Annotated in this window: 18 protein-coding genes; 13 read left to right on the top strand and 5 right to left on the bottom strand. The window is 64.5% G+C overall.

Annotated features, from left to right (window positions below; translation table 11 throughout):
• Window positions 1–37 precede the first annotated feature (37 nt).
• The 6 genes from FAZ97_RS27545 (at window position 38) to FAZ97_RS27520 (ending at window position 7954) form a co-directional block, all read left to right on the top strand.
• Entirely contained in the window at window positions 38–1207 is a 1170-nt protein-coding gene (locus FAZ97_RS27545; RefSeq protein WP_158761807.1) for an iron-containing alcohol dehydrogenase, read from the top strand.
• Entirely contained in the window at window positions 1204–3534 is a 2331-nt protein-coding gene (gene pdxA / locus FAZ97_RS27540) for a 4-hydroxythreonine-4-phosphate dehydrogenase PdxA (protein ID WP_158761806.1), read from the top strand. The genes FAZ97_RS27545 and pdxA overlap by 4 nt, the downstream gene beginning before the upstream one ends.
• 69 nt (window positions 3535–3603) lie before the next feature.
• Window positions 3604–5013 (top strand): sodium:solute symporter family protein, encoded by a 1410-nt coding sequence (locus FAZ97_RS27535; RefSeq protein ID WP_158761804.1) that lies wholly within the window; start codon window positions 3604–3606, stop codon window positions 5011–5013.
• Between the two features lie 31 nt (window positions 5014–5044).
• The gene (locus tag FAZ97_RS27530; RefSeq protein WP_158761802.1) at window positions 5045–6268 is read left to right on the top strand and encodes a sialidase family protein; all 1224 of its coding nucleotides are present in this window, start codon (window positions 5045–5047) and stop codon (window positions 6266–6268) included.
• A gap of 165 nt (window positions 6269–6433) precedes the next feature.
• The gene (locus FAZ97_RS27525) at window positions 6434–7222 is read left to right on the top strand and encodes a DeoR/GlpR family DNA-binding transcription regulator (protein WP_158761801.1); all 789 of its coding nucleotides are present in this window, start codon (window positions 6434–6436) and stop codon (window positions 7220–7222) included.
• A gap of 9 nt (window positions 7223–7231) precedes the next feature.
• The gene (locus FAZ97_RS27520; protein WP_158761800.1) at window positions 7232–7954 is read left to right on the top strand and encodes an SDR family NAD(P)-dependent oxidoreductase; all 723 of its coding nucleotides are present in this window, start codon (window positions 7232–7234) and stop codon (window positions 7952–7954) included.
• Between the two features lie 33 nt (window positions 7955–7987).
• On the opposite strand, the gene FAZ97_RS27515 is transcribed toward FAZ97_RS27520, so the two are convergent.
• Complete coding sequence (locus FAZ97_RS27515) at window positions 7988–8911, bottom strand: LysR substrate-binding domain-containing protein (RefSeq protein WP_158761799.1); 924 nt, start codon at window positions 8909–8911, stop codon at window positions 7988–7990.
• A gap of 116 nt (window positions 8912–9027) precedes the next feature.
• Here FAZ97_RS27515 and FAZ97_RS27510 point away from each other — a divergent pair, with 116 nt between their 5' ends.
• The 3 genes from FAZ97_RS27510 to FAZ97_RS27500 all read left to right on the top strand — a co-directional run bounded on the left by FAZ97_RS27510 (window position 9028) and on the right by FAZ97_RS27500 (window position 13239).
• Window positions 9028–10194 (top strand): mandelate racemase/muconate lactonizing enzyme family protein, encoded by a 1167-nt coding sequence (locus tag FAZ97_RS27510; protein ID WP_158761798.1) that lies wholly within the window; start codon window positions 9028–9030, stop codon window positions 10192–10194.
• A gap of 122 nt (window positions 10195–10316) precedes the next feature.
• Window positions 10317–11669, top strand: a complete 1353-nt coding sequence (dctA, locus tag FAZ97_RS27505) for a C4-dicarboxylate transporter DctA (protein ID WP_158761797.1) — start codon at window positions 10317–10319, stop codon at window positions 11667–11669.
• A 745-nt stretch (window positions 11670–12414) separates the two neighbouring features.
• Entirely contained in the window at window positions 12415–13239 is an 825-nt protein-coding gene (locus FAZ97_RS27500) for a hypothetical protein (RefSeq protein ID WP_158761795.1), read from the top strand.
• A gap of 40 nt (window positions 13240–13279) precedes the next feature.
• Here the strand turns inward: FAZ97_RS27500 and FAZ97_RS27495 are convergent, their stop codons facing one another.
• On the bottom strand, window positions 13280–14281 hold the full coding sequence (locus FAZ97_RS27495) for an MvdC/MvdD family ATP grasp protein (RefSeq protein WP_158761794.1): 1002 nt from the start codon (window positions 14279–14281) through the stop codon (window positions 13280–13282).
• A 96-nt stretch (window positions 14282–14377) separates the two neighbouring features.
• On the bottom strand, window positions 14378–14668 hold the full coding sequence (locus tag FAZ97_RS27490; RefSeq protein WP_158761792.1) for a microviridin/marinostatin family tricyclic proteinase inhibitor: 291 nt from the start codon (window positions 14666–14668) through the stop codon (window positions 14378–14380).
• Between the two features lie 298 nt (window positions 14669–14966).
• Here FAZ97_RS27490 and FAZ97_RS27485 point away from each other — a divergent pair, with 298 nt between their 5' ends.
• From FAZ97_RS27485 to FAZ97_RS27475, 3 genes are all read left to right on the top strand, one after another.
• Window positions 14967–15962, top strand: a complete 996-nt coding sequence (locus FAZ97_RS27485) for an aldo/keto reductase (protein ID WP_158761790.1) — start codon at window positions 14967–14969, stop codon at window positions 15960–15962.
• Window positions 15963–16184: 222 nt separating this feature from the next.
• On the top strand, window positions 16185–16931 hold the full coding sequence (locus FAZ97_RS27480) for a glucose 1-dehydrogenase (protein WP_158761788.1): 747 nt from the start codon (window positions 16185–16187) through the stop codon (window positions 16929–16931).
• Window positions 16932–17077: 146 nt separating this feature from the next.
• Window positions 17078–18385: a chloride channel protein gene (locus FAZ97_RS27475; RefSeq protein WP_158761786.1), complete on the top strand. Its 1308-nt coding sequence runs from the start codon at window positions 17078–17080 to the stop codon at window positions 18383–18385.
• A gap of 33 nt (window positions 18386–18418) precedes the next feature.
• On the opposite strand, the gene FAZ97_RS27470 is transcribed toward FAZ97_RS27475, so the two are convergent.
• Entirely contained in the window at window positions 18419–19060 is a 642-nt protein-coding gene (locus FAZ97_RS27470) for a DUF1109 domain-containing protein (RefSeq protein WP_158761785.1), read from the bottom strand.
• On the bottom strand, window positions 19057–19602 hold the full coding sequence (locus tag FAZ97_RS27465; protein ID WP_158761783.1) for a sigma-70 family RNA polymerase sigma factor: 546 nt from the start codon (window positions 19600–19602) through the stop codon (window positions 19057–19059). The genes FAZ97_RS27470 and FAZ97_RS27465 overlap by 4 nt, the downstream gene beginning before the upstream one ends.
• 417 nt (window positions 19603–20019) lie before the next feature.
• On the opposite strand from FAZ97_RS27465, the gene FAZ97_RS27460 reads away from it, so the two are divergent.
• Window positions 20020–20658: a cytochrome b/b6 domain-containing protein gene (locus FAZ97_RS27460; RefSeq protein ID WP_158761782.1), complete on the top strand. Its 639-nt coding sequence runs from the start codon at window positions 20020–20022 to the stop codon at window positions 20656–20658.
• Window positions 20659–20683: the final 25 nt, after the last annotated feature.

Here is a 20683-nt window from a genome sequence, read left to right as displayed (position 1 = left end):
GCGCCCCACTAGCAAGACCGCAATCGAGACTCACGATATGAACCCCGTTTATCACTTCCAGACCGTCAAGCACGTCGTGCACGGCGCCAACAGCCTCGACCAGTTGCCCGAAAAGCTCGCGCTGCTCGACCGCCCGGTTCGCCGCATTGCGTTCATCACGCAACCGGTGATGGAGGAAAACGGGGTTGCGGCACGCGTCGTGGCGGCGCTCGAAGCGACGGATATCGAAGTATTGATCGTGCGCGACGTGCAGCCCGAGCCGACCATCGAGAACGTGGAGACGGTGTTTCGCGGCCAGATCGAGCCGTTCTCGCCCGATGCGGTGCTTTCCGTCGGCGGCGGCAGCGTGCTCGACGCCGCCAAGCTCTTCGCCGTACGTCTCACCAACGCGCAGCCGCTGCGCGAGTGGCTCGGCATCGATCTGATCAAAACGCCGGGCGTGCCGCTCATTCTCGCGCCGACCACGGCGGGCACCGGCTCCGAGGTCACGCCCAACGCCATCGTCACGCTGCCCGACGAAGAGCTGAAAGTGGGTATCGTGAGCCGCCATCTGCTGCCGCAGCTCGTGATCCTCGACGCCGCGCTCACGCTCGACCTGCCGAAGCCGATCACGGCCGCCACGGGCATGGACGCGTTCATTCACGCGCTCGAATCGTATATCTCGACCAAGGCCAATCCCATCAGCGACATGTTCGCGATGGAATCCATGCGCCTGATTGGCGCGAACCTGCTCGAGGCCTATGAAAACGGCCATTCGCTGAAGGCGCGCGAAGCCATGCTGCTCGGCTCGATGTACGGCGGCCTCGCGCTCACCGCGGCCGGCACGGCCGCCGTGCATGCCCTTGCCTACCCGCTCGGCGGCATGTTCAATATCACGCACGGCGTGGCCAACTCGATGCTGCTGCCGCACGTGATGGCGTTCAATCTCGACGCGATCGTCGGCCGCCTCGCGACCGTCGCGCACGCGCTCGGCATCGCGCAGCACGACGACAGCGATCAGGCCGCCGCCGATAAATTCCTCGAGCGCTTGCGCGAATGGACCGCGGCGCTCGCGATTCCGCAGGATCTGCGCCAGTTCGGCGTGTCCGAAACGCATCTCGACGCGCTCGCCGTTGCGGCCGCCAAGGTCAAGCGCCTGCTCGGCAACAACCCCAAGGCGCTGAGCCTCGACGACATCAAGGCCATCTACAGCCGTCTGCTGCCATGAACACCCCCACCACCCGCAACGTGCGCCTGCTTATACTCGGAGACGATCTCTCCGGCACGGCGGACTGCGCCGTGAAGAGCACGCATCGCGGCCTCGCCAGCGTGGTCTGCCTGAACGCCTCGGTGGCGCAGGGCGGCGCGGCCGGACCTGACGTGCTCGCGATCGACACCGACACGCGCCGCGCCTCGCCCGCCGATGCCGCGAGCGCGAACGCGCAGGCATGGCGCGCGCATGCTGCCGGCCGGCGGCTCTACAAGAAGATCGACTCGACACTGCGAGGCAACGTCGCCGCCGAAGTGGCCGCGCTCGCGGCGCACGCGGGCATGGCGATCGTGGCGCCCGCGCTGCCCGAAGCGGGCCGCACGACGCAGGACGGATGCCTTCTCGTGAACGGCACGCCCGTCGAAGCAACGGAAGTCTGGCGCAATGAAAGCATCGGCGGCACGGGTCATTTGCCTTCGATGCTCGCGGGCGCCGGTCTGCAGGTCGAGCACATTGGCCTGCAAGCCATGCGCGAAGGCGCGGCGCCGTTGCGCGCGCGCCTCGAAGCCCTGCGCGCCGCGAAGTGCCAGGCCGTGGTCTGCGACAGCGAAACGGATGCCGATCTCGCCATGCTTGCCGGAGCCTCCGCCGCCCTCGACGGCGTGTTCTGGGTCGGCTCGGCGGGACTCGCGCAAACGCTGATCGCCACGCTCACGAACGAAAGCGTGCAGCAACGCGCGGCGTCCAAGCTTCCCGTTGCGTCTGCAACGATCTCGCAACACCCGCGCGGCGTGCTGACCGTGGTAGGCAGCATGTCGAGCATCTCGCACGAACAGGTCGCCACGCTGCGCGGCAATGCGGGCGACGCCATCGACGTATTCGACGTCGACGTCGTTGCGCTGCTCGACCCGGTGAGCCCCGAGTCGCTCACGCTGGGCACCCGCGTCGCGAACACCCTCATGCGCGGGCGCCACGCGGTGGTGGCCCTGAGCCAGACCGAACGCGTATTGATTGGCGATGGCGAACTGCTCGCCCGCCAGCTCGCCGAAAGCCTCGCTCCCGCCGCCGCGCACGCAGCCGCATTGATCGCCACGGGCGGCGAAACGGCGCGCGCGCTGCTCGCGGCCATGGGGGTGGCCACGCTGCGCGTGATCGAAGAAGTCGAAAACGGCGTGCCGCTCATGGCCGCTACCCAGGCGTCGCGCGTGTTGCCCGTCGTCACCAAGGCGGGCGGCTTCGGGCGTCCCGACACCCTTTATCGCGCCTGGCAGCGGCTCGCCGCCATGACGCAAGCGCACGCGAAGGCGCCGCGCCAATCCAGCAAAGAGGAAGCCATGAACTATCGTCCCGTAATCGGCATCACGATGGGCGATGCCGCCGGCGTGGGCCCGGAAATCATCATGAAGAGCCTCGCGCACCAGTCGGTGTACGACGGCTGCCGCCCGCTCGTGATCGGCGACGCCAAACGGCTTGTCGACGCCGGACGGCGCGCGGGCGTCACGCTCGAAGTCCGCTCGATCAAGGCTCCCGCAGACGCCCGCTTCCAGCTCGGCGTGGTCGACTGCATCGACCTCGGCCTGATTCCCGAATCGATGCCCTACGGCCAGCTATCTTCGGTCGCCGGCGACGCCGCGTATCAGTACATCGCGCGCACGGTCGAGCTGACCTCGGCGGGCGAGCTCGACGCAATCTGTACCGCGCCGCTGAACAAGGAAGCGCTGCACGCGGGCGGCCATATCTTCCCCGGCCACACGGAAATGCTCGCGCACCTCACAGGCATTCCGGAAGTCTCGATGATGCTCGTGGCACCGAAGTTGCGCGTGATTCACGTGACGACGCATATCGGCCTGCTCGACGCGATCCGCAAGATCGAGCCTGGCCTCGTGCAGCGCACGATCGAGCGCGCACACGAAACGCTCGTGCGCGCGGGCATCGAGCAACCGCGCATCGGCGTATGCGGCATCAATCCGCATGCGGGCGAAAACGGCCTGTTCGGCTATGGCGAGGAAGAAGAAAAGATCATGCCCGCCGTCGCCGTGCTGCGCGAGCGCGGCTGGGACGTGGAAGGCCCGCTGCCCGCCGACACCCTGTTCTTCCGTGCGGGCCGCGGCGACTTCGACGTGGTCGTCGCGATGTATCACGACCAGGGCCACGGCCCCGTGAAGGTGATGGGCCTCGAAGCGGGCGTGAACGTGACGGTAGGACTGCCGGTGATCCGCACCTCGGTCGATCACGGCACGGCATTCGATATCGCGGGCAAGGGCATTGCGGACGAACGCAGCATGCTCGAAGCGCTGAAGCAGGCACAAGACCTCGCCACGCGCCGCGCCGTGCAGACGGCCTAGCGTCGCCCCGCCGTCGCTCTCGCTGAAGAGCGACGGCTGTTGCACACACAACAATCGGAGACATCACGTATGAATCGCCTCACTGTGTGGGACACCTCCATCATCATGGCGATGGTGGTCGTGTATATCGTCATCACGGCCTGGATCAGCATCCGGCTGCGCAGCAAGACCACCGAGCAGTTCATGGTCGCGGGCCGCTCCACGCCCGTCATCGTGATCGCCATCCTGCTGATGTCGGAGTACATCGGCGCGAAGTCGACCATCGGCACCTCGCAGGAAGCCTTCAACGTAGGTATCGCGGCCTCGTGGTCGGTGATTTCCGCTTCGATCGGCTTCGTGTTCTTCGGCCTCTTCATGGCCAAACGCCTGTACCGTTCCGGCGAATTCACGATCTCGGGCTTCATTGCGCAGAAGTACGGCAAGACGGCGCGGCTCGTCGTCTCAGCGGTGATGATCTACGCGCTCTTCATCGTGAACGTGGGCAACTACGTGAGCGGCGCCGCCGCCATCTCGACCGTGATGCGCGTGAACCTGCCCACCGCCGCATTCATCACCGCTGTCGTCAGCACGATCTACTTCGCCTGGGGCGGCCTGAAGAGCGTGGCCTACGTGACGATCCTGCATAGCACGGTGAAGATTATCGGCATCGGCATTCTCGTGTGGGTCGCGTTTTCCATGTCAGGCGGCATTGCGCCGATGATGCACGCCATGCCCGCCCAGTACTTCACCTGGAACGGCATGCTGAGCGGCGGCACGATCGGCGCATGGATCATCGGCACGGCCGGCGCGATCTTCTCCACGCAGTTCATCATTCAGGCGATCTCGGGCGCGAAGTCCGCCAACGAGGCGCGCAACTCCACGCTGATCGCAGGCGCGCTGTGCATTCCCATCGCGCTTGCGCTCGGTTTTCTCGGCGTCGCGGCGAAGTTCCTGTTCCCCAACATCAAGAGCCTCTACGCGCTGCCGATCTTTCTCCAGCATATGAACCCGCTGCTTTCGGGCGTGGTCACGGTCTCGCTCGTCGCCTCGATCTTCGTGAGCGTGAGCACGGTGGCGCTTGCGATTGCGTCGCTGATCGTCAAGGACTTCTACGTACCGCGTTATCGCCCGACGCCCGAGAAAGAGCTGCGCGCCACACGCACGATCTCCTTCGTGGTGGGCTTCCTGCCGCTCATCTTCGTGCTGTTCGTGCCGCAGATTCTCGCGCTCTCGTTCTTCACCCGCGCGCTGCGCCTCTCGGTCACGGTGGTCGCGCTGATGGGCATCTACCTGCCCTTCTTCAACAGCAACCGCGGCGCGATCAGCGCGCTCGTGGTCGCCACGATCGCCACGACGATCTGGTATCTGCTCGGCAATCCGCTTGGCATCGACAACATGTACGTCGCACTCGTTGCGCCCGCGATCGTGATGGTGATCGAGAAGCTGCTGACGCCCACGGCGAGCAGCAACGGCCAGCGCGTCGTGCATCAAGACTCGTGACCCCCTTGCCACACCGCAACAGGAATTCATCATGACGACTCCCTCCACGCTGCCCGACGCCGCGTTCACCCTGCCCGGCCGCCTGCACGCCGCCGCCGGCGACGCCGCGCGCACGGACGCCTACCTCCCGGCCGCCACGGTGCAGTGCCACGCAGCGAACCTGCTCGCGCTCGCCAACGGCGATGTGCTGTGCGCATGGTTTGGCGGCACGCAGGAAGGCGTGCCCGACATTTCCGTCTACCTCTCGCGCCTGAACAAAGGCGGCGACACGTGGAGCGTGCCGGTGCGCCTCTCCGACGACCCCACCCGCTCCGAGCAGAACCCGGTGCTCTTTGCCGCGCCCAACGGCGAGATCTGGCTGATCTACACGGCGCAGCTCTCGGGTCACCAGAACACCTCGATCGTGCGCCGCCGTGTTTCCGCGGATCAGGGGCGCACCTGGGGCCCCATCGAAACGCTGTTCGAGCGCCCCGGCACCTTCGTGCGCCAGCCGATCGTGGTGGCGCGCGACGGCGCATGGCTGTGCCCCGTGTTCCTGTGCCGCGTGCAGCCCGGCGAGCGCTGGTCGGGCAACGACGACGTGAGCGTGGTGATGCGCTCGACCGACAACGGTGCGAGCTGGACCGAGCACGCGGTGCCCGCGAGCGTGGGCTGCGTGCACATGAACATCCAGCCGCTCGCGGACGGCTCGCTCCTCGCGCTCTACCGCAGCCGCTGGGCCGATCATATCTACGCGAGCCGCTCCGCCGACGGCATCACGTGGAGCGCGCCCGAGCCGCTCGCGCTGCCGAACAACAACTCGTCGATCCAGTTCGTCGCGCTTGCCAACGGGCACCTTGGCCTCGTGTTCAACGCGAGCAGCGCCGCGCAGAGCACGGAGCGGCGCGCCTCGCTCTACGACGACATCGAGGACTCGGAAGACAGCGGCGAACTGGTCACGCAAGCCGCCTCCGCGCACGGCACCGCGTTCTGGGGCGCGCCGCGCGCGCCGATGACGCTCGCCATCTCGACGGACGGCGGCCGCACCTGGCCCGTCACGCGCAACCTCGAAACCGGCGACGGCTACTGCATGACGAACAACTCGACGGACAAGCTCAACCGCGAGTTCTCGTATCCGTCGATCGCGCAGTCGCCCGATGGCCGTTTGCATATCGCTTACACGTACTTCCGCCAGCGCATCAAGTACGTGAGCGTGGCCGAGGAATGGGCCAGCGCGGCGCCCGCCGCCACGCAGCCCGCGCCCGCCGCCGCCTGACGGGTCACGGGCACACCGGGAACCGGGACCCACGCGATGAACGCGAGGCGTCGGAAAGTGGCTACAGTACGGGGTGACGTACGCGGTAAACTGCGTGCGCGCCGCACTGTCCAAGCCGTCTGCCTCGCCGCGAAGCGACGTCCCGAACCCAACGCCGAACACTCCATGAAAGTAGCCCGCCGCCGCGAAGCCATGCTCCAGGCCGTCCTCTCCGGCATGACCGAAGTGTCCGAGTTGTGCGAACACTTCGGCATGTCGGAGGCCACTGTGCGCCGCGATCTGCGCGCGCTCGCCGACGAGCGGCTGATCCTGCGTACCTATGGCGGCGCGGCCTCGGTCAGCACGCACGCGCCTGAGGAGTCGCTTGAACAGCGCCGCCAGAGCTTCCAGGCGGAGAAAGACGCCATCGGCCACGCGGCGGCCGCGCACGTGCGCGCCGGCGACACGATCTTCCTCGACAGCGGCACCACGACCGCCGCGCTCGCACGCGCCCTCGCTCAGGCAGGCCGCCACGATATTCGCGTGGTGACGAACAACCTCCTCGTCGTGCAGGCGCTCGCGGGCAGCAGCGTGCCGCTCACGCTGATCGGCGGCGAGGTGCGCGAGTCGAGCATGAGCACGCTCGGGCCGATCGCGCAGCTGGCGCTCACGCGGGTGACCGTCGACAAGGCCTTCCTCGGCGCCGACGGCGTGGTGCCCGGCCGCGGCCTGTGCGAAGCGACCGCCGACCAGGCCTACCTCAAGGAATGCCTGATGCGGCAGGCCGCGAGCCTCTTCGTGCTCGTGACCGCCGACAAGCTCAACCGCGACAGCCAGCAGCACTGGGCGCCGATTGAAAAGCCGTGGACGCTCATCACGGACGCGAGCGCCTCGCATGGCGAGTTGCAGGCGTTCCGCAATCTCGCGGGGCTCACCATCGAGCCGATCGAAGTGCCTGCGGGAGCCGCGCATTGAAAGACGACAATGGACAACGCAACGAACGCAGTAACTAGCACGACGACCGCCGCCACGAATAAGCGCATGGTCGTGACGGGCGCAAGCTCCGGCATCGGCTATGCCATTGCGAAGCAACTGCTCGCCGAAGGCCAGGATGTGATTGGCCTGAGCCGCAGCGCGCCGGATCTCGATCATCCACGCTTCACGTGGTACGCCGCGGACCTTGACGATACCGCCGCAATTGCAGGGCTCGCGCAACAGTTGGGCGCGGTTGATGGCCTCGTGCACGCAGCGGGCTTCATGAAAACCGCGCGCCTTGGAGAACTCGATGAAGCCAGCGGCGAAGCGATGTGGCGGCTACACGTGGCCGCCGCTTCGGCGCTCGCCAACGCGCTCGTGCCCGCCATGCGCGAAGGCGGCCGCATCGTGCTGATCGGCAGCCGCGTGTCGGGCGGCGCGGCCGGGCGCAGCCAGTACGCCGCCGTCAAGGCCGCCATGGTCGGCATGGCGCGGTCGTGGGCCATCGAGCTTGCGCCGCGCGGCATCACCGTCAATGTGGTTTCGCCTGCCGCGACCGCTACGCCCATGCTGAGCGATCCGAAGCGCACGTCCAGCGCGCCGGTCATGCCGCCTATCGGGCGCTACGTGACGGGGGAGGAAGTAGCCTCGATGGTCGCGTATCTGCTCGGCCCGCAGGCCGGCGCGATCACGGGGCAGCAGATCATGATCTGCGGGGGCAGTTCGCTGTAGCGTGCGAGGCGCGTTGTGCGCCCTTGGCGGGATTCACTCAGCCGATTGCGCAGCCGCCGCACCGTGCCGGTTGAACCGCTCCGCCAGAAAGTCGATAAACGCACGCGCGCGCGCCGACTGATTGCGCTTGTTCGGGTAATAAACGAACAAATCGGCGAGCGGCTGCACGAACTCGGGCAGCACGACGCGCAAGCGCCCGCTTTCCAGATACTTCGCCAGGTCCCACTCCGAGCGTAGCAGAATGCCGTGTCCGTCGAGCGCCCAGCCGAGTACGATGTCGCCGTCGTTGCTCGACAGCATGCCGTGCACCTTCACCGAATGCGCCTCGCCGCCGCGCTCCAGACGCCAAATGCCGTAAGCGTTGTCGTTCTGCCGATGCACGATGCACTGATGACCGGCGAGATCGCCAAGCGTTGCGGGCGTGCCCTGCTTCTCCAGATAACGCGGCGACGCGCACAGCAAGCGGCGGTTCGTCATGATGCGCCGCGCAATGAGCCGCTTGTCGGGCAATTCGCCAAAACGGATCGCCAGATCCACCCCGCTTTCGACGAGATCGATCGGCCGGTCGGTGACGTCGAGCTGCACCTCGACATGCGGGTGGCGCCGCGCGAACTCCGAGACGAGCGGCGCGATCGTCGTGCGTCCAAAGCCGAGTGTCGCGTTCACGCGCAGCAAGCCGCGCGTCACCGAGCGGCTCGACGACACCACATCCTCCATTTCCTTCACTTCGGCAAGAATGCGCGTCGCGTAGTGCAGAAAGGTCTCGCCTTCGGCGGTCAGGCTCACGCTGCGGGTCGTCCGGTTGACGAGCCGCACGCCCAGGCGCGCCTCGAGCTGCGCGAGCCGTTTGGTCGCCGCCGGCGGCGTGATGTCCATGTCGCGCGCCACGCTCGAAAGGCTGCCGTAACGCCCGAGCAGGACGAAAAACTCCAGGTACGAGGTCAGGTCATTCTTCACCGCAGGTTAATAAAGATGTGAAAACAAGTGAATCATAGTACCGATCCGGGCGCATAACCTAGCGTCTCCAACAGCCAGCCAACCACGCACGCTGGCCGTGCCACCAGGAGACACCCGTGAGAATCGTTGAAATCCGCGAAAAAACCGTTCCGATCAGCTCCTCGATCCGCAACGCCTATATCGACTTCAGCAAGATGACGCTGAGCCTCGTCGCCGTGGTCACCGACGTGATCCGCGACGGCAAGCCCGTTATCGGCTATGGCTTCAACTCGAATGGCCGCTACGGCCAGGGCACGCTGATGCGCGAGCGTTTCATCCCGCGCATTCTCGAAGCCGATCCCGCCTCGCTCGTGAACGACGCGGGCGACAACCTCGACCCGCACAAGATCTGGGCCACGATGTTCACCAACGAAAAGCCGGGCGGCCACGGCGAACGGTCGGTGGCGATCGGCACGATCGACATGGCGGTATGGGACGCCGTGGCGAAGATCGAAGGCAAGCCGCTCTTCCAGCTGCTCGCGGACCGCTACGGCAATGGCCAGCCGAACCGCAAGATCTTCGTGTACGCGGCGGGCGGTTACTACTACCCGGGCCAGGACCACAACAAGCTCAAGGACGAAATGCGCAGCTATATCGACCGCGGCTACACGGTCGTGAAGAAGAAGATTGGCGGCGCATCGCTCGACGAGGATCTGCGCCGTATCGATTCGATACTGAGCGTGCTCGGCGACGGCCAGAAGCTTGCCGTCGATGCCAATGGCCGTTTCGATCTGGATACTGCGGTCCAGTACGCCAAAGCGCTCTCGCAATACGACCTGTTCTGGTACGAAGAGCCGGGCGACCCGCTCGATTTCGAATTGCAGGCCACGCTGCGCAACTACTACGACAAGCCAATGGCGACCGGCGAGGATCTGTTCTCGATGCAGGACGCGCGCAATCTCATTCGCTACGGCGGCATGCGAGCCGACCGCGACTGGCTGCAGTTCGACTGCGCGCTCAGCTATGGCCTTGTCGAATATCTGCGCACCCTCGACATGCTGCATCAGCATGGCTGGTCCGCGAGCCGCTGCATTCCGCACGGCGGCCATCAGATGTCGCTCAACATCGCGGCGGGTCTCGGGCTTGGCGGCAACGAGTCGTACCCCGACCTGTTCCAGCCGTATGGAGGCTTCCCCGATGGCGTGAAGGTCGACAACGGCTATATCACGATGCCCGACCTGCCCGGCATCGGCTTCGAGGGCAAGGCCGATCTGTTTGAGCAGATGCAAAAGCTCGCGGCTTGACGCCCGCGCGCGCAACGAAGTGAAGTGAAGAGAAAAGCGCGACCGGAAACACAACCGCTGCACGCATGGCGGTTGGCGGTCGCCCGGATTCACGTGGATGGCGCCATGCTCAGGAGACAGACATGCGGCCCTCGAAACTCAAAAAGTATCTTTCCAAGCTCTACATACAGGTCTTGATTGGCATTGTGGCCGGCATACTCGTCGGCCACTTCTACCCGGATATCGGCGCCGATCTCAAACCGCTTGGCGATCTCTTCATCAAGCTGATCCGCATGGCGCTTGCGCCGATCATCTTCGCCTCGGTCGTCGTGGGTATTGCCCGCATGAACGATCTGCACGAAGCGGGCCGTGTAGGCGTGAAGGCGCTGCTCTACTTCGAGGTGGCGTCGACCATCGCGCTGCTGGTGGGCCTTGTCGTCGTCAATGTGGTCAAGCCAGGCAGCGGCATGAACATCGATCCGGCGCATCTCGACAGCTCGGCTATTGCAGGCTACGCGCACGCCGCCCACGACCACACGGCGATCGGCTTTCTCATGAGCATCGTACCGAACAGCATTGTCGGCGCGTTTGCAAATGGCGAAATTCTGCCGATCATCTTTTTCTCCGTGCTGTTCGCCATTGCATTGGCGAAGCTTGGCCCGCGCACCGCGCCGCTCGTCGATATGCTCGACATGTTTTTGCAGGGCATGTTCGGCGTCGTGCGTATCGTCATGTATGTCGCGCCTGTGGGCGCGTTTGGCGGCATGGCGTTCACCATCGCGAAGTACGGGCTCGGCACGCTGGCTTCGTTTGGCGAGTTGATGCTTTGTCTTTATGTGACGTCGATCTTCTTCGTCGTGGTTGTGCTTGGGCTCGTCATGCGCGTTTGCGGCTTTTCGCTGTGGAAGTATTTGCGCTATATCCGCGACGAAATTCTGATCACGTTCGGTACGGCGTCCACCGAGGCCGTGCTGCCGCAGATGCTGGTCAAGATGGAGCACCTGGGCTGCTCGCGGCCGGTTGTCGGCATGGTGTTGCCGACGGGCTATACGTTCAACGCGGACGGTACGGCGATTTATCTCACGATGGCGGCTCTCTTTGTCGCGCAGGCGATGAATATTCATCTCACCGTGCTCGATCAGGTCGTTGTGCTGAGTGTTTTGCTGCTGACTTCGAAAGGGTCTGCCGGTGTGGCGGGCGCCGGGTTTGTAGCGCTTGCTGCTACGCTCGCGTCGATGCACAAGATTCCGGTTTCTGGGCTCGTGTTGCTGCTGGGCGTGGATCGCTTTTTGAATGAAGCTCGCGCTGTGACGAATCTGATCGGCAATGGCGTGGCAACGATCGTGGTTGCCCGGTGGGAAGGGGCGATTGATGTCGAGCGCGCGCGGGCCGTTTTGAATGGGGAAGTTGGATTTGAGTCTGGGGATTCCGAGGAGGGTGCTGGTGGTCTGGGTTTGCCAGTGCGTGAGAGTGTTGCTGGCGCGCGGGGTGGTTAGTTTGACGTGGCTCGTAGAAAACCTTCTGTGAGTTGGGTGCTTTGGGCTTTCCTTGTGTTCGCGTCGGTATGCCAGCGTTGCCCCTGTGCGGGGCGGCACCTACTTTTCTTTGCAGCGGCAAAGAAAAGTAGGCAAAAGAAAGCCGCTCACACCGCTAATGCCTGCCACCGTTCACATCGCACCACCCCACTTGAATGGCTCCGGAGCGTCTGTCACCTCGCACCATTCCCGTTAGTGACCAGGCGCTCATCCGTTCCCGCTGCTCGCTGCGCGCGCAGCGGCCGGGTCTGCAAGGGACACCGCAAACCGAATGGTACGCAAGCCATTCGCAAGAACTTACGCACCCCAACGGCTTTTGGTTATGCCCTTCGGGGCGCGTAGCGCCGCCGGAAGGATGAGCGCCTTGTCACTTAGTTAAGTGGTGCGAGGTGACAGACGCTCCGGAGCCATTCAAGTGGGGTGGTGCGAGGTGAACGGTGGCAGGCGCTGGCGGTGTGAGCGGCTTTCTTTTGCCTACTTTTCTTTGCCGCTGCAAAGAAAAGTAGGTGCCGCCCCGCACAGGGGCAACGCATGAAGTACCGCCGCGAAAACAAGGAAAGCCCAAAGCACCCAGCCCCCTCCCCGGAACGGCCCCCCCCCCAAATTCCCCCCTTCGATTAAAGAACTCCCGCGCCGCGCCGTTATGCATGCCAGGCCGTGCTCGTTCGGCCGGCGCCCAACCGTTGTCAGAGAATCGAAGAAAAAGATGCGAAACAGAATCGCCCGCGTGCTCGTCGGCACTTCCGTCACCTCCGCTGCGCTATTGTCCGGATGCACGCAGTTCGTACCGGTCAAGGATATGGCCAGCGACAAGCCCGGCTATCTCGCGGCGCATTTTGGCGTGGACTCTCTGCCCACGAGCCTTCGCGACAAAATGCCAGCAGCGGGCACGCACAAGCTACCCTTCAAGGTCTTGACGGTGCTTGGCAAGGTAACGGGCCACTTCGGCACAGCGGGAATCGAGCGCGACTTCAAAACCGTGCTGATCAACGCGCAAGATACGGGCATGGTCCAGCAGGTGTATGAAAGCTCGGCGAATGGGGTTCCCGCTGCCGCAACGTTCAGCCTCTCTTACCTCAACATTTACAGCCTGAAAGAAGAAACGGCGAACTACGCGCAGACGGCCGCGTTCATTCCCTTCGTCGCGCACGACGCCGACAACGGCGAGTTTGCGTTCAACGCGCCGCAGGAGGACGAAACCTATACGACGACGTTCAAGTTCGGCACGACGGTCCAGATCGTCAACTTCCGGGCGCTCACGTGGACCTGCCATTCGAGCCGCTACTATCCGGCTTCCCAGTTCAACACTGCGCTGACCGGCAAAGCGATCGACCTGGACTGCGAGCAGATCAAGGATGGCATCGTCCAGAACAAGACACGCCGAACCTATCTGACTGAATACGGCGTCGGTCTAACCCGCTCGGTCGCGACGACCGCCGGAAAACTGGACTGGTCGTATAGCGGTTTCGAGAAGGACGGGCAACAGACCGTCATGCCTCACGGCCAGCCGGCAGTCGAAAAGCCGATTTGAGGGCAGAACGTGAAGGCGCGTACGACCGCGCCGTCCTCTGTCACACAGCGCCCTTGCTCGACACGAGCAAGTCGGCAATCGCACCCGAGAGTGGCAGACCTGGGCGTTTCTCCAGCCAGAAGAACTCGCCGACCGGGTTGACCTCCAGAAAACAGTGACGGCCGTCCGGGGTGACGATGAAATCCGCGGCGCCGTAGTTGAGGCCCAGCGCGCGCATCAGTTCGAGTAGCGCAGTCTCCACCTCAGGCGGCAATGAGTACGGTTCCCAGGCTTCGAGCAATCCAATGCCGTCGCGACGCCAGTCGATGCTCGTTTTCTCGGACCGTTGGGAATCGATCGAAGCCGTGAACACGCGTTCTCCCACAATCGTGGCCCTGAGTTCCAGCGCCTTGGGCACTTGCTCCTGAAAGATGGCCGGGCAATAACGAAGATCGTCGAGACGCTCGAGGTCTTTGTCATGAACCGCCGTGGTAAAGACCACTTTTTGTTCGCCCTGCTCGTAAATGGCAAACGACGACAGCGTCTTCATGATCATCCCCTGCTTGCATTCGCGTGCGAACCCGCGCACGGCTTCTGGCGCATTGGTGATCAAGGTGCGTGGAATCTCAAGCCCGACTTCTCTCGCAATCTTGAGCTGAAGCTGCTTGTTTTCCGCGCGGCGCAAACGGTGCACGGGATCGAGATGAAACGCATCCAAGCTGGCGATCATGCCGTGCAGCGTGGCGCGCGATTGTTCGATTGCCGCCCGCCTGAGCTGCAAGTCCATCGTTTCGGGAATACACCGCCCGATCGCGATCCGCCGATACCAAACGGCAGTGATCGTGCCCAGGTCCAATTCATAGTCCTCGCACGCAACCACCTGCCGCGCTTCTTCGCCGCTGTAGTGGCTGCAATGCCGAATGCCGGTGGGAAAGCGGTCGGTATCGAACCGGTAAGCGATGCCGCCCTGCGCCGCGACAGCATTCATGACAAGCGGGATACTCTCGTTGTCGTTGCTGTGGGTGATGATCAGGACCACCGGCCGTGGGTGCCGCTCAGACATGGTTGGGCTCCTTGAATAAACGCGCGCGGCGAGTCGATGTCTCGCCGCGCGCCCGACTCCGTGCAAGCCGTCGCCGTCCGATAATGAACAGGAATGCTAAAGAGGTGCATTCTCGCCGTCCGAGGGATACGCCATCGTCGTTACCGGCGAGGCAGGAGTGCCGGGCAACTGCCCCATAGGCCACCCCATGTGGCGCAGCATTCCCAGGATATCGGGCAATTCGCCGACCGGCACGCCCTCCTGGTCGGACGGCGCCGCCATCGTCACGACCGCACCGCCGCGTATGGCCTGCATCTGCGCTCCCGTCAGGTCCCTGGAAAACTGCCCTTCCAGGAAATGCGAGAAAAACGGTACGGGTTCCTGAGTTTCAATTTTTAGGTTAGACATGATGCTTACCTCGCTGGAAGTGTCGGGCCATTGAGAACCAATAAGGCGGCACAGGCCGCCGCCACTTCCTGCAACCACCGTGCCAGTTGCGCCCGCGCCCTGCGGCGGCGCGCAACGGCCCGTCGTGGCGCAGAATCGAGGTCGAATCAAGGCCGGAATCGTTGGAGCAAGGCCAACGCGCGGGGGCGAAAAGATGGCAACGCGCCAACAGCCCGCTAAACTACGGGCGCAGAGGCTATGGCAAGGCGAGCCAGGTCATTTCGCAAACGACATCGCAAACTAAAGGAGGAGCACGTCAATGACGCTTTCAACGAGAAAATTCGGCCGTACCGGCTGGAAGGTGTCGGAAATCGGGTTTGGGGCATGGGCAATCGGCGGTTCGTGGGGCGACGTTGCCGAAGACGACGCGAGAGCCGCGCTGAACGCCGCGCTCGATAGCGGCGTCACGTTCATCGACACGGCCGATGTCTACGGCGACGGCCGCTCGGAGCGCATTATCCGCGACGTGCTGCGCGAGCGCGGCGGCGAGCGCCCCATCGTGGCCACCAAGCTCGGGCGCCGGCTCGACCCGCACGTGACCAGCGGCTATCTGAACAAGCGCGAACTCGAGGGCTTCATCGACCGGAGTCTCTCGAACCTGGGCGTCGACACGCTCGACCTGGTGCAACTGCACTGCCCGCCGACCGAAGTCTATTACCGCCCCGAAGTATTCGCCGCCATGGACGACTTCGTCGCCGCCGGCAAAATCCGCTTCTACGGCGTTTCGGTCGAAAAGGTGGAAGAGGCGCTGAAGGCGATCGAATATCCGAATGTGGTTTCGGTGCAGATCATTTACAACATGTTCCGCCAACGTCCTGCCGAGCTGTTTTTCCGGGAGGCGCACAAGAAAAACGTTGCGGTCATCGCGCGCGTGCCGCTGGCGAGCGGCATGCTCACCGGCAAGTTGTCCGCGGACTCTGTTTTCGCGGCAGACGACCACCGTGCGTTCAATCGTCATGGCGAGGCGTTCGATGTGGGCGAAACGTTCTCGGGCGTGCCGTACGACGTCGCGTTGCAGGCGGTCGACGAACTGCGCGGCCTGGTCCCCGTGAACGCCTCCATGGCCCAGCTGGCCCTGCGCTGGATCCTCATGGAAGATGCCGTCTCGGTCATCATTCCCGGCAGCAAGAATGCGGCCCAGGCGGCGTCGAACGCCGCGGCGGCGAGCCTCGCACCGCTCTCCGACGCAGCCATGCAACGCGCGCACGACGTTTATGAACGCCTTATTGCACCGCACGTGCACCAGCGCTGGTAAAGACGTTTGCGATCGATGCCTGCTGGAATTTCGGCGCGAGCTGCCTCCAGTGTGCCCCGCTTTGCCCCGATTGTTCAGCTGATCCCGCCAGTCTGTTCGCGCCCAGCCGCTTTATCGCGGCGGCGCGTATCTTTACATTCGTATCCGTCGCCGGCCGATTGATTCGTGCGAGTCAAGACGCCGGTTCCTCTCGATGGTGCAACTTACGGTGCGGAGAACATGATGAGCAAACTGGCAGGCAAGGTCGCGGTTGTCACGGGTGCGTCGAAAGGCATCGGCGCCGCTATCGCCAAGGCCCTCGCGGCCGAAGGCGCTTCGGTGGTCGTGAACTACGCGAGCAGCAAGGCGGGCGCGGATACGGTCGTCTCCGCGATTACGGCGGCGGGCGGCAAGGCGGTTGCCGTTGGCGGCGACGTCTCGAAGGCGGCGGACGCACAGGGCATCATCGGTGCAGCCGTCGAAACCTACGGCCGGCTCGACATCCTCGTGAACAACTCGGGCGTCTACGAGTTCGCGCCGATCGAAGAATTCACGGAAGCGCAATACCGCAAGCAGTTCGACACCAACGTGCTCGGCGTACTGCTCACCACCCAGGCGGCCGTGAAGCACCTTGGCGAGGGTGCCAGCATCATCAACGTGAGTTCGGTCGTGACGACGCTCACGCCGCCGACAACGGCGGTCTATAGCGGCACGAAGGGCGCCGTGGATGCGATCACCGGCGTGCTCGCCCGTGAACTGGGCCCGCGCAAGATCCGCGTGAACGCAATCAACCCCGGCGTGATCGAGACCGAAGGCGCCCATACGGCAGGCGTCATCGGATCGGAGTTCGAAAGCGCTGCAGTCAGCCAGACGCCGCTCGGACGCGTTGGGCAGCCCGACGATATCGCCACCGCCGTGGTGTTCCTCGCATCGGACGACGCCAAATGGTTGACGGGCGAACATATCGTCGCCAGCGGGGGCATGCGCTAAGGCGCTTTGGTCGCTTCCGTCGCTTTGGTCGGACTCGCTGGCGGTGAAAATCGCGTGCGTGGTAATCTCCCGAAGATCGGCCGTACCGCCCTCATTGCGGCACGGCTGGCAACGCACAAGAAAAGGGAGTTTGGCCAAGCCGTTTCATGCGAGTTTCCGACCTTATCGACAGTCGTACGATTCTGCGCAGCCGGCGGCGTTGGCTGTATTTCGGCGTGTTCTGGCTTGGCGCTATCGCGACGGGGCTCGTCGCGGTGTTGTACGCGCGGCTCATCGACTTCGGCTACGCGCTCTTTTTGCAGATGACCGGTCATTACCGGTGGCTGCCCATTTTCGTCACACCGGCCATCAGCGCGTTCTGCGTCTGGGCCACCCGCCGCTGGTTTCCGGGTTCCGAGGGCAGCGGCATCCCGCAGGTCATCGCGACGCTGCACGACGTGCGCAAATTCGGCCCGCGTCTGCTCACATTGCGCATCCTGATCGGCAAGATCGCCCTGTCGTTCCTCGCGATTCTCGGTGGCTTCACCATTGGGCGCGAAGGACCGACCATCCATGTGGGCGCCGCGCTGATGTACAGCCTGCGGCGTTTCTACCCGGCGCGGCTGCGCAGCATGTACGGCGTCGGCCTCGAATACAAGCTCGCGCTCGCGGGCGCGGCCGCGGGCCTTTCCGCCGCGTTCAACGCGCCGCTCGCAGGCGTCGTCTTCGCGATCGAGGAACTCACGCGCAGCTTCGAGGCGCGCACGAGCGGCGTGATCATCACGGGGATCATCTTTGCGGGTGTCGTCTCGCTCGCGCTGCAGGGCAACTATGTGTATTTCGGCACGATCGCCATCGCCGGCCACTTGCCCGATCTGCTCGCCATCGCCGTCATTCTCGTTGGCGTGATTACCGGTCTCGCGGGCGGCGTGTTCTGCTGGCTGCTGCTCAACACCGAGCGATGGATGCCCACCCGATTGTTCGCTCTCCGAAAGGAACGGCCCGTGGCGTTCGGCGCGCTGTGCGGCTTGTTCATCGCCGTGCTCGGCGTGGCGAGCGGCGGCAATCTGTTCGGCAGCGGCTATGCGGAAGCGCGCGGCATGCTCGAAGGCCATTCGAATCTCACCGTGGCCTATCCCGTGCTGAAAATGGCCTCGATGGTGGGCTCGTATCTGCCGGGCACGCCGGGCGGCCTCTTTGCGCCGTCGCTGGCGATCGGCGCGGGCATCGGCAACGTGCTGCACACGGTGTTCGGGCAGATGCAGTTGCCGATGCTGATCGCACTCGGCATGGTCGGCTATCTTGCCGCCGTCACGCAGAGCCCGATCACCGCATTCGTCATCGTCATCGAAATGATCGACGGCCACGCGCTCGTGATCTCGCTGATGGCAACGGCGCTCGTTTCGAGCCAGGTTTCCAGGCTATTCGCGCCGCCGCTTTACGAAGCGCTCGCGCAACGCTTCCTGAAAGAGTGACGCGCGCCAACGCGCGCTGATCCGCACACGCCGTTACCAGCGCAGCAGCCGCGGCCCCAGCCACGCGCCAATGCCGGCGGGCAGCAACATGCCGATCACATACCAGACGCTCCAGAACGCCGGGCTCATCTCCGGGCAATGGAGGCAATAGGCGATGGTGGCGAGCGCGCTCGCAAAGAGCCCGGCCGCCGCGCCCGCCACGCGCAGGCGGGTGGGCGCGAGATCGCGCACGGCCCAGAACACGGCCGCGAAGGTGGGCACCGAGAGCAGCACGATATTGAACGGGCACGTGCGCCACGTGTGGCCGAGCACGAGCGGCACGCGTTGCGCGGAAGCCGCGTCGCTCAGCGCAAGCCACGCAAGCGCCAGCACGGCGACGAATGGCAGCGCCACCAGTGCCCACGCATAGCCGCCGCGCTGGCCCGGCCGCCCGAGGCGGCTGACCGCGAGCGCGGACGCGGCCGCGACACACAACGGAAACGCGAGCTTCACCCAGAATATCGGCGTATGCATGACGCTCATGAGATCGCGCCGCACGCCGAACACCACGCTCATCAGCACGACCGAGCCCGCGAAGCCGAGCAGCAGCGCCCGCGCGAAGCGCAGCCGCGCGGCCTTGCGGTCGACGCGCGCATCGCCCGTGGCGAGCAGATCGATCAGATCGTCGGTTTTCATTGCGCTCCCCTGATACGCGCGGCGAGCGCTTTCAGACCGCGATGAATCCCCACCTTGACCGCCGATTCGGAAAGTCCCGTGAGCTTCGCCGTTTCCACGACCGAAAGCCCTTCGAGCTTCACGTGGACGATAGGCAGGCGCTGCTTGTCGGGCAACTGGTCGAGCAGTTTGCCGATGTCGCGGCGTGCCTGCGCGGGTTCGTCGTCGGGCGCGGCGAACAGATCGGTGTGATCTTCGAGCGGATCGTTGAGCATGTCGCGGCGCGCGCGCGAGCGGAAAAAGTCCATTAGCTTGTAGCGGGCGATCGCGTGCACCCAGGCCGTGAGCGGTTCGTCAGGTCGCCATGTGTGACGCGCGTTGTGCACCGCAAGCAGGATCTCCTGCACGAGGTCCTCGACGTCGTCGCGCAACTGCGGAATGCGCCGGCGCAGGTAGCCGCGCAAATGGCGCGTGAGTTCCTCGAGGAAGTCGCGATACGCTTGCGCGTCGCCTTCGAGGCCGCTGACGAAAAGCGCTTTGAGACGGGTTTCCGCGGAGTGCAAAGGTCGTCCTGAATTGTCGCGACGGTACGTTGGGGGGTTGACGGGCAAGGCGCTCGCCCGGTCTTGCGAAGGCGAGCTTTCAAAATAATTACGAACGCTGCCGCACTCGCGCCCATCCGCGTGAGCGTAGCCGAACGCCTCGCGCACCGCAACGCCATGCGGGGCGCGAGCGTGCGCGCCCGGCGTCGCCCCTTGCGTCATCGTCGCCCATGTGCTCGTCAAGCCCACCTTTGCTTCTCCCCGTGGCGCGAGCGCTTGCGCCCGTTGCGAGTAGTTCGCTCGCCGCGCCAGTTGGGTTACAGCCGAAGCGAGATTTTCCTGGCCGCGCCCGGTTTGGCGAATTTTTCCCGCAGCGCTGTAACCGGCGCGCGCGCCACAGCGAATTCACTGTCAACTCTGCGCCAACGAGGAATCGCCATGCACACGTCGATCGGTGAAACGCCCGCACTTGAAGCACGTATGAGCCGCCCACGCGCGATCCAGCCGCTCTGGCTGCGTGTCTCGCATTGGCTCAATGCGCTCGCGGCGCTCGTCATGATGTTCTCCGGCTGGCGCATCTACGACGCGTCGCCCGTGTTTGCGGGCTTCGTGATTCCCACGTCGATCACGCTCGGCGGCTGGCTCGGCGGCGCGCTGCAATGGCATTTCGCGGCGATGTGGCTGCTGTTTTTCAACGGGCTCTTCTATCTCGCCATGAATCTCGTCACAGGCCGCTGGCGCACGAAGTTCTTCCCGTTGAGCCCACGCGCCGTATTTCACGATCTGCGCGCCGCGCTCACGGGCCGGCTTTCTCACGCCGACCTGAGCCAGTACAACGCCGTGCAGAAACTCGCCTATCTCGTCGCAATCGCCGATCTCGTCGTTCTCGTGCTTTCCGGCCTGGCGATCTGGAAGTCGGTGCAGTTTCCGCTGTTGCGCGAATTGATGGGTGGCTACGACCGCGCACGCGTGGTGCACTTTTGCGCCATGGCGTTGCTTGCGGCGTTCGTGCTCGTTCACGTAACGATGGTCGCGCTCGTGCCGCGTTCCTTGCTCACCATGCTGCGCGGACGCTGAGCGCTCCGCCAGACACAACGATAGA

The sequence above is a fragment of the Paraburkholderia acidiphila genome (assembly GCF_009789655.1).
Classification (GTDB): Bacteria; Pseudomonadota; Gammaproteobacteria; order Burkholderiales; family Burkholderiaceae; genus Paraburkholderia; species Paraburkholderia acidiphila.
Note: the sequence above shows the minus strand (reverse complement) of the source record. Positions and strands in the feature narration are given on the sequence as shown.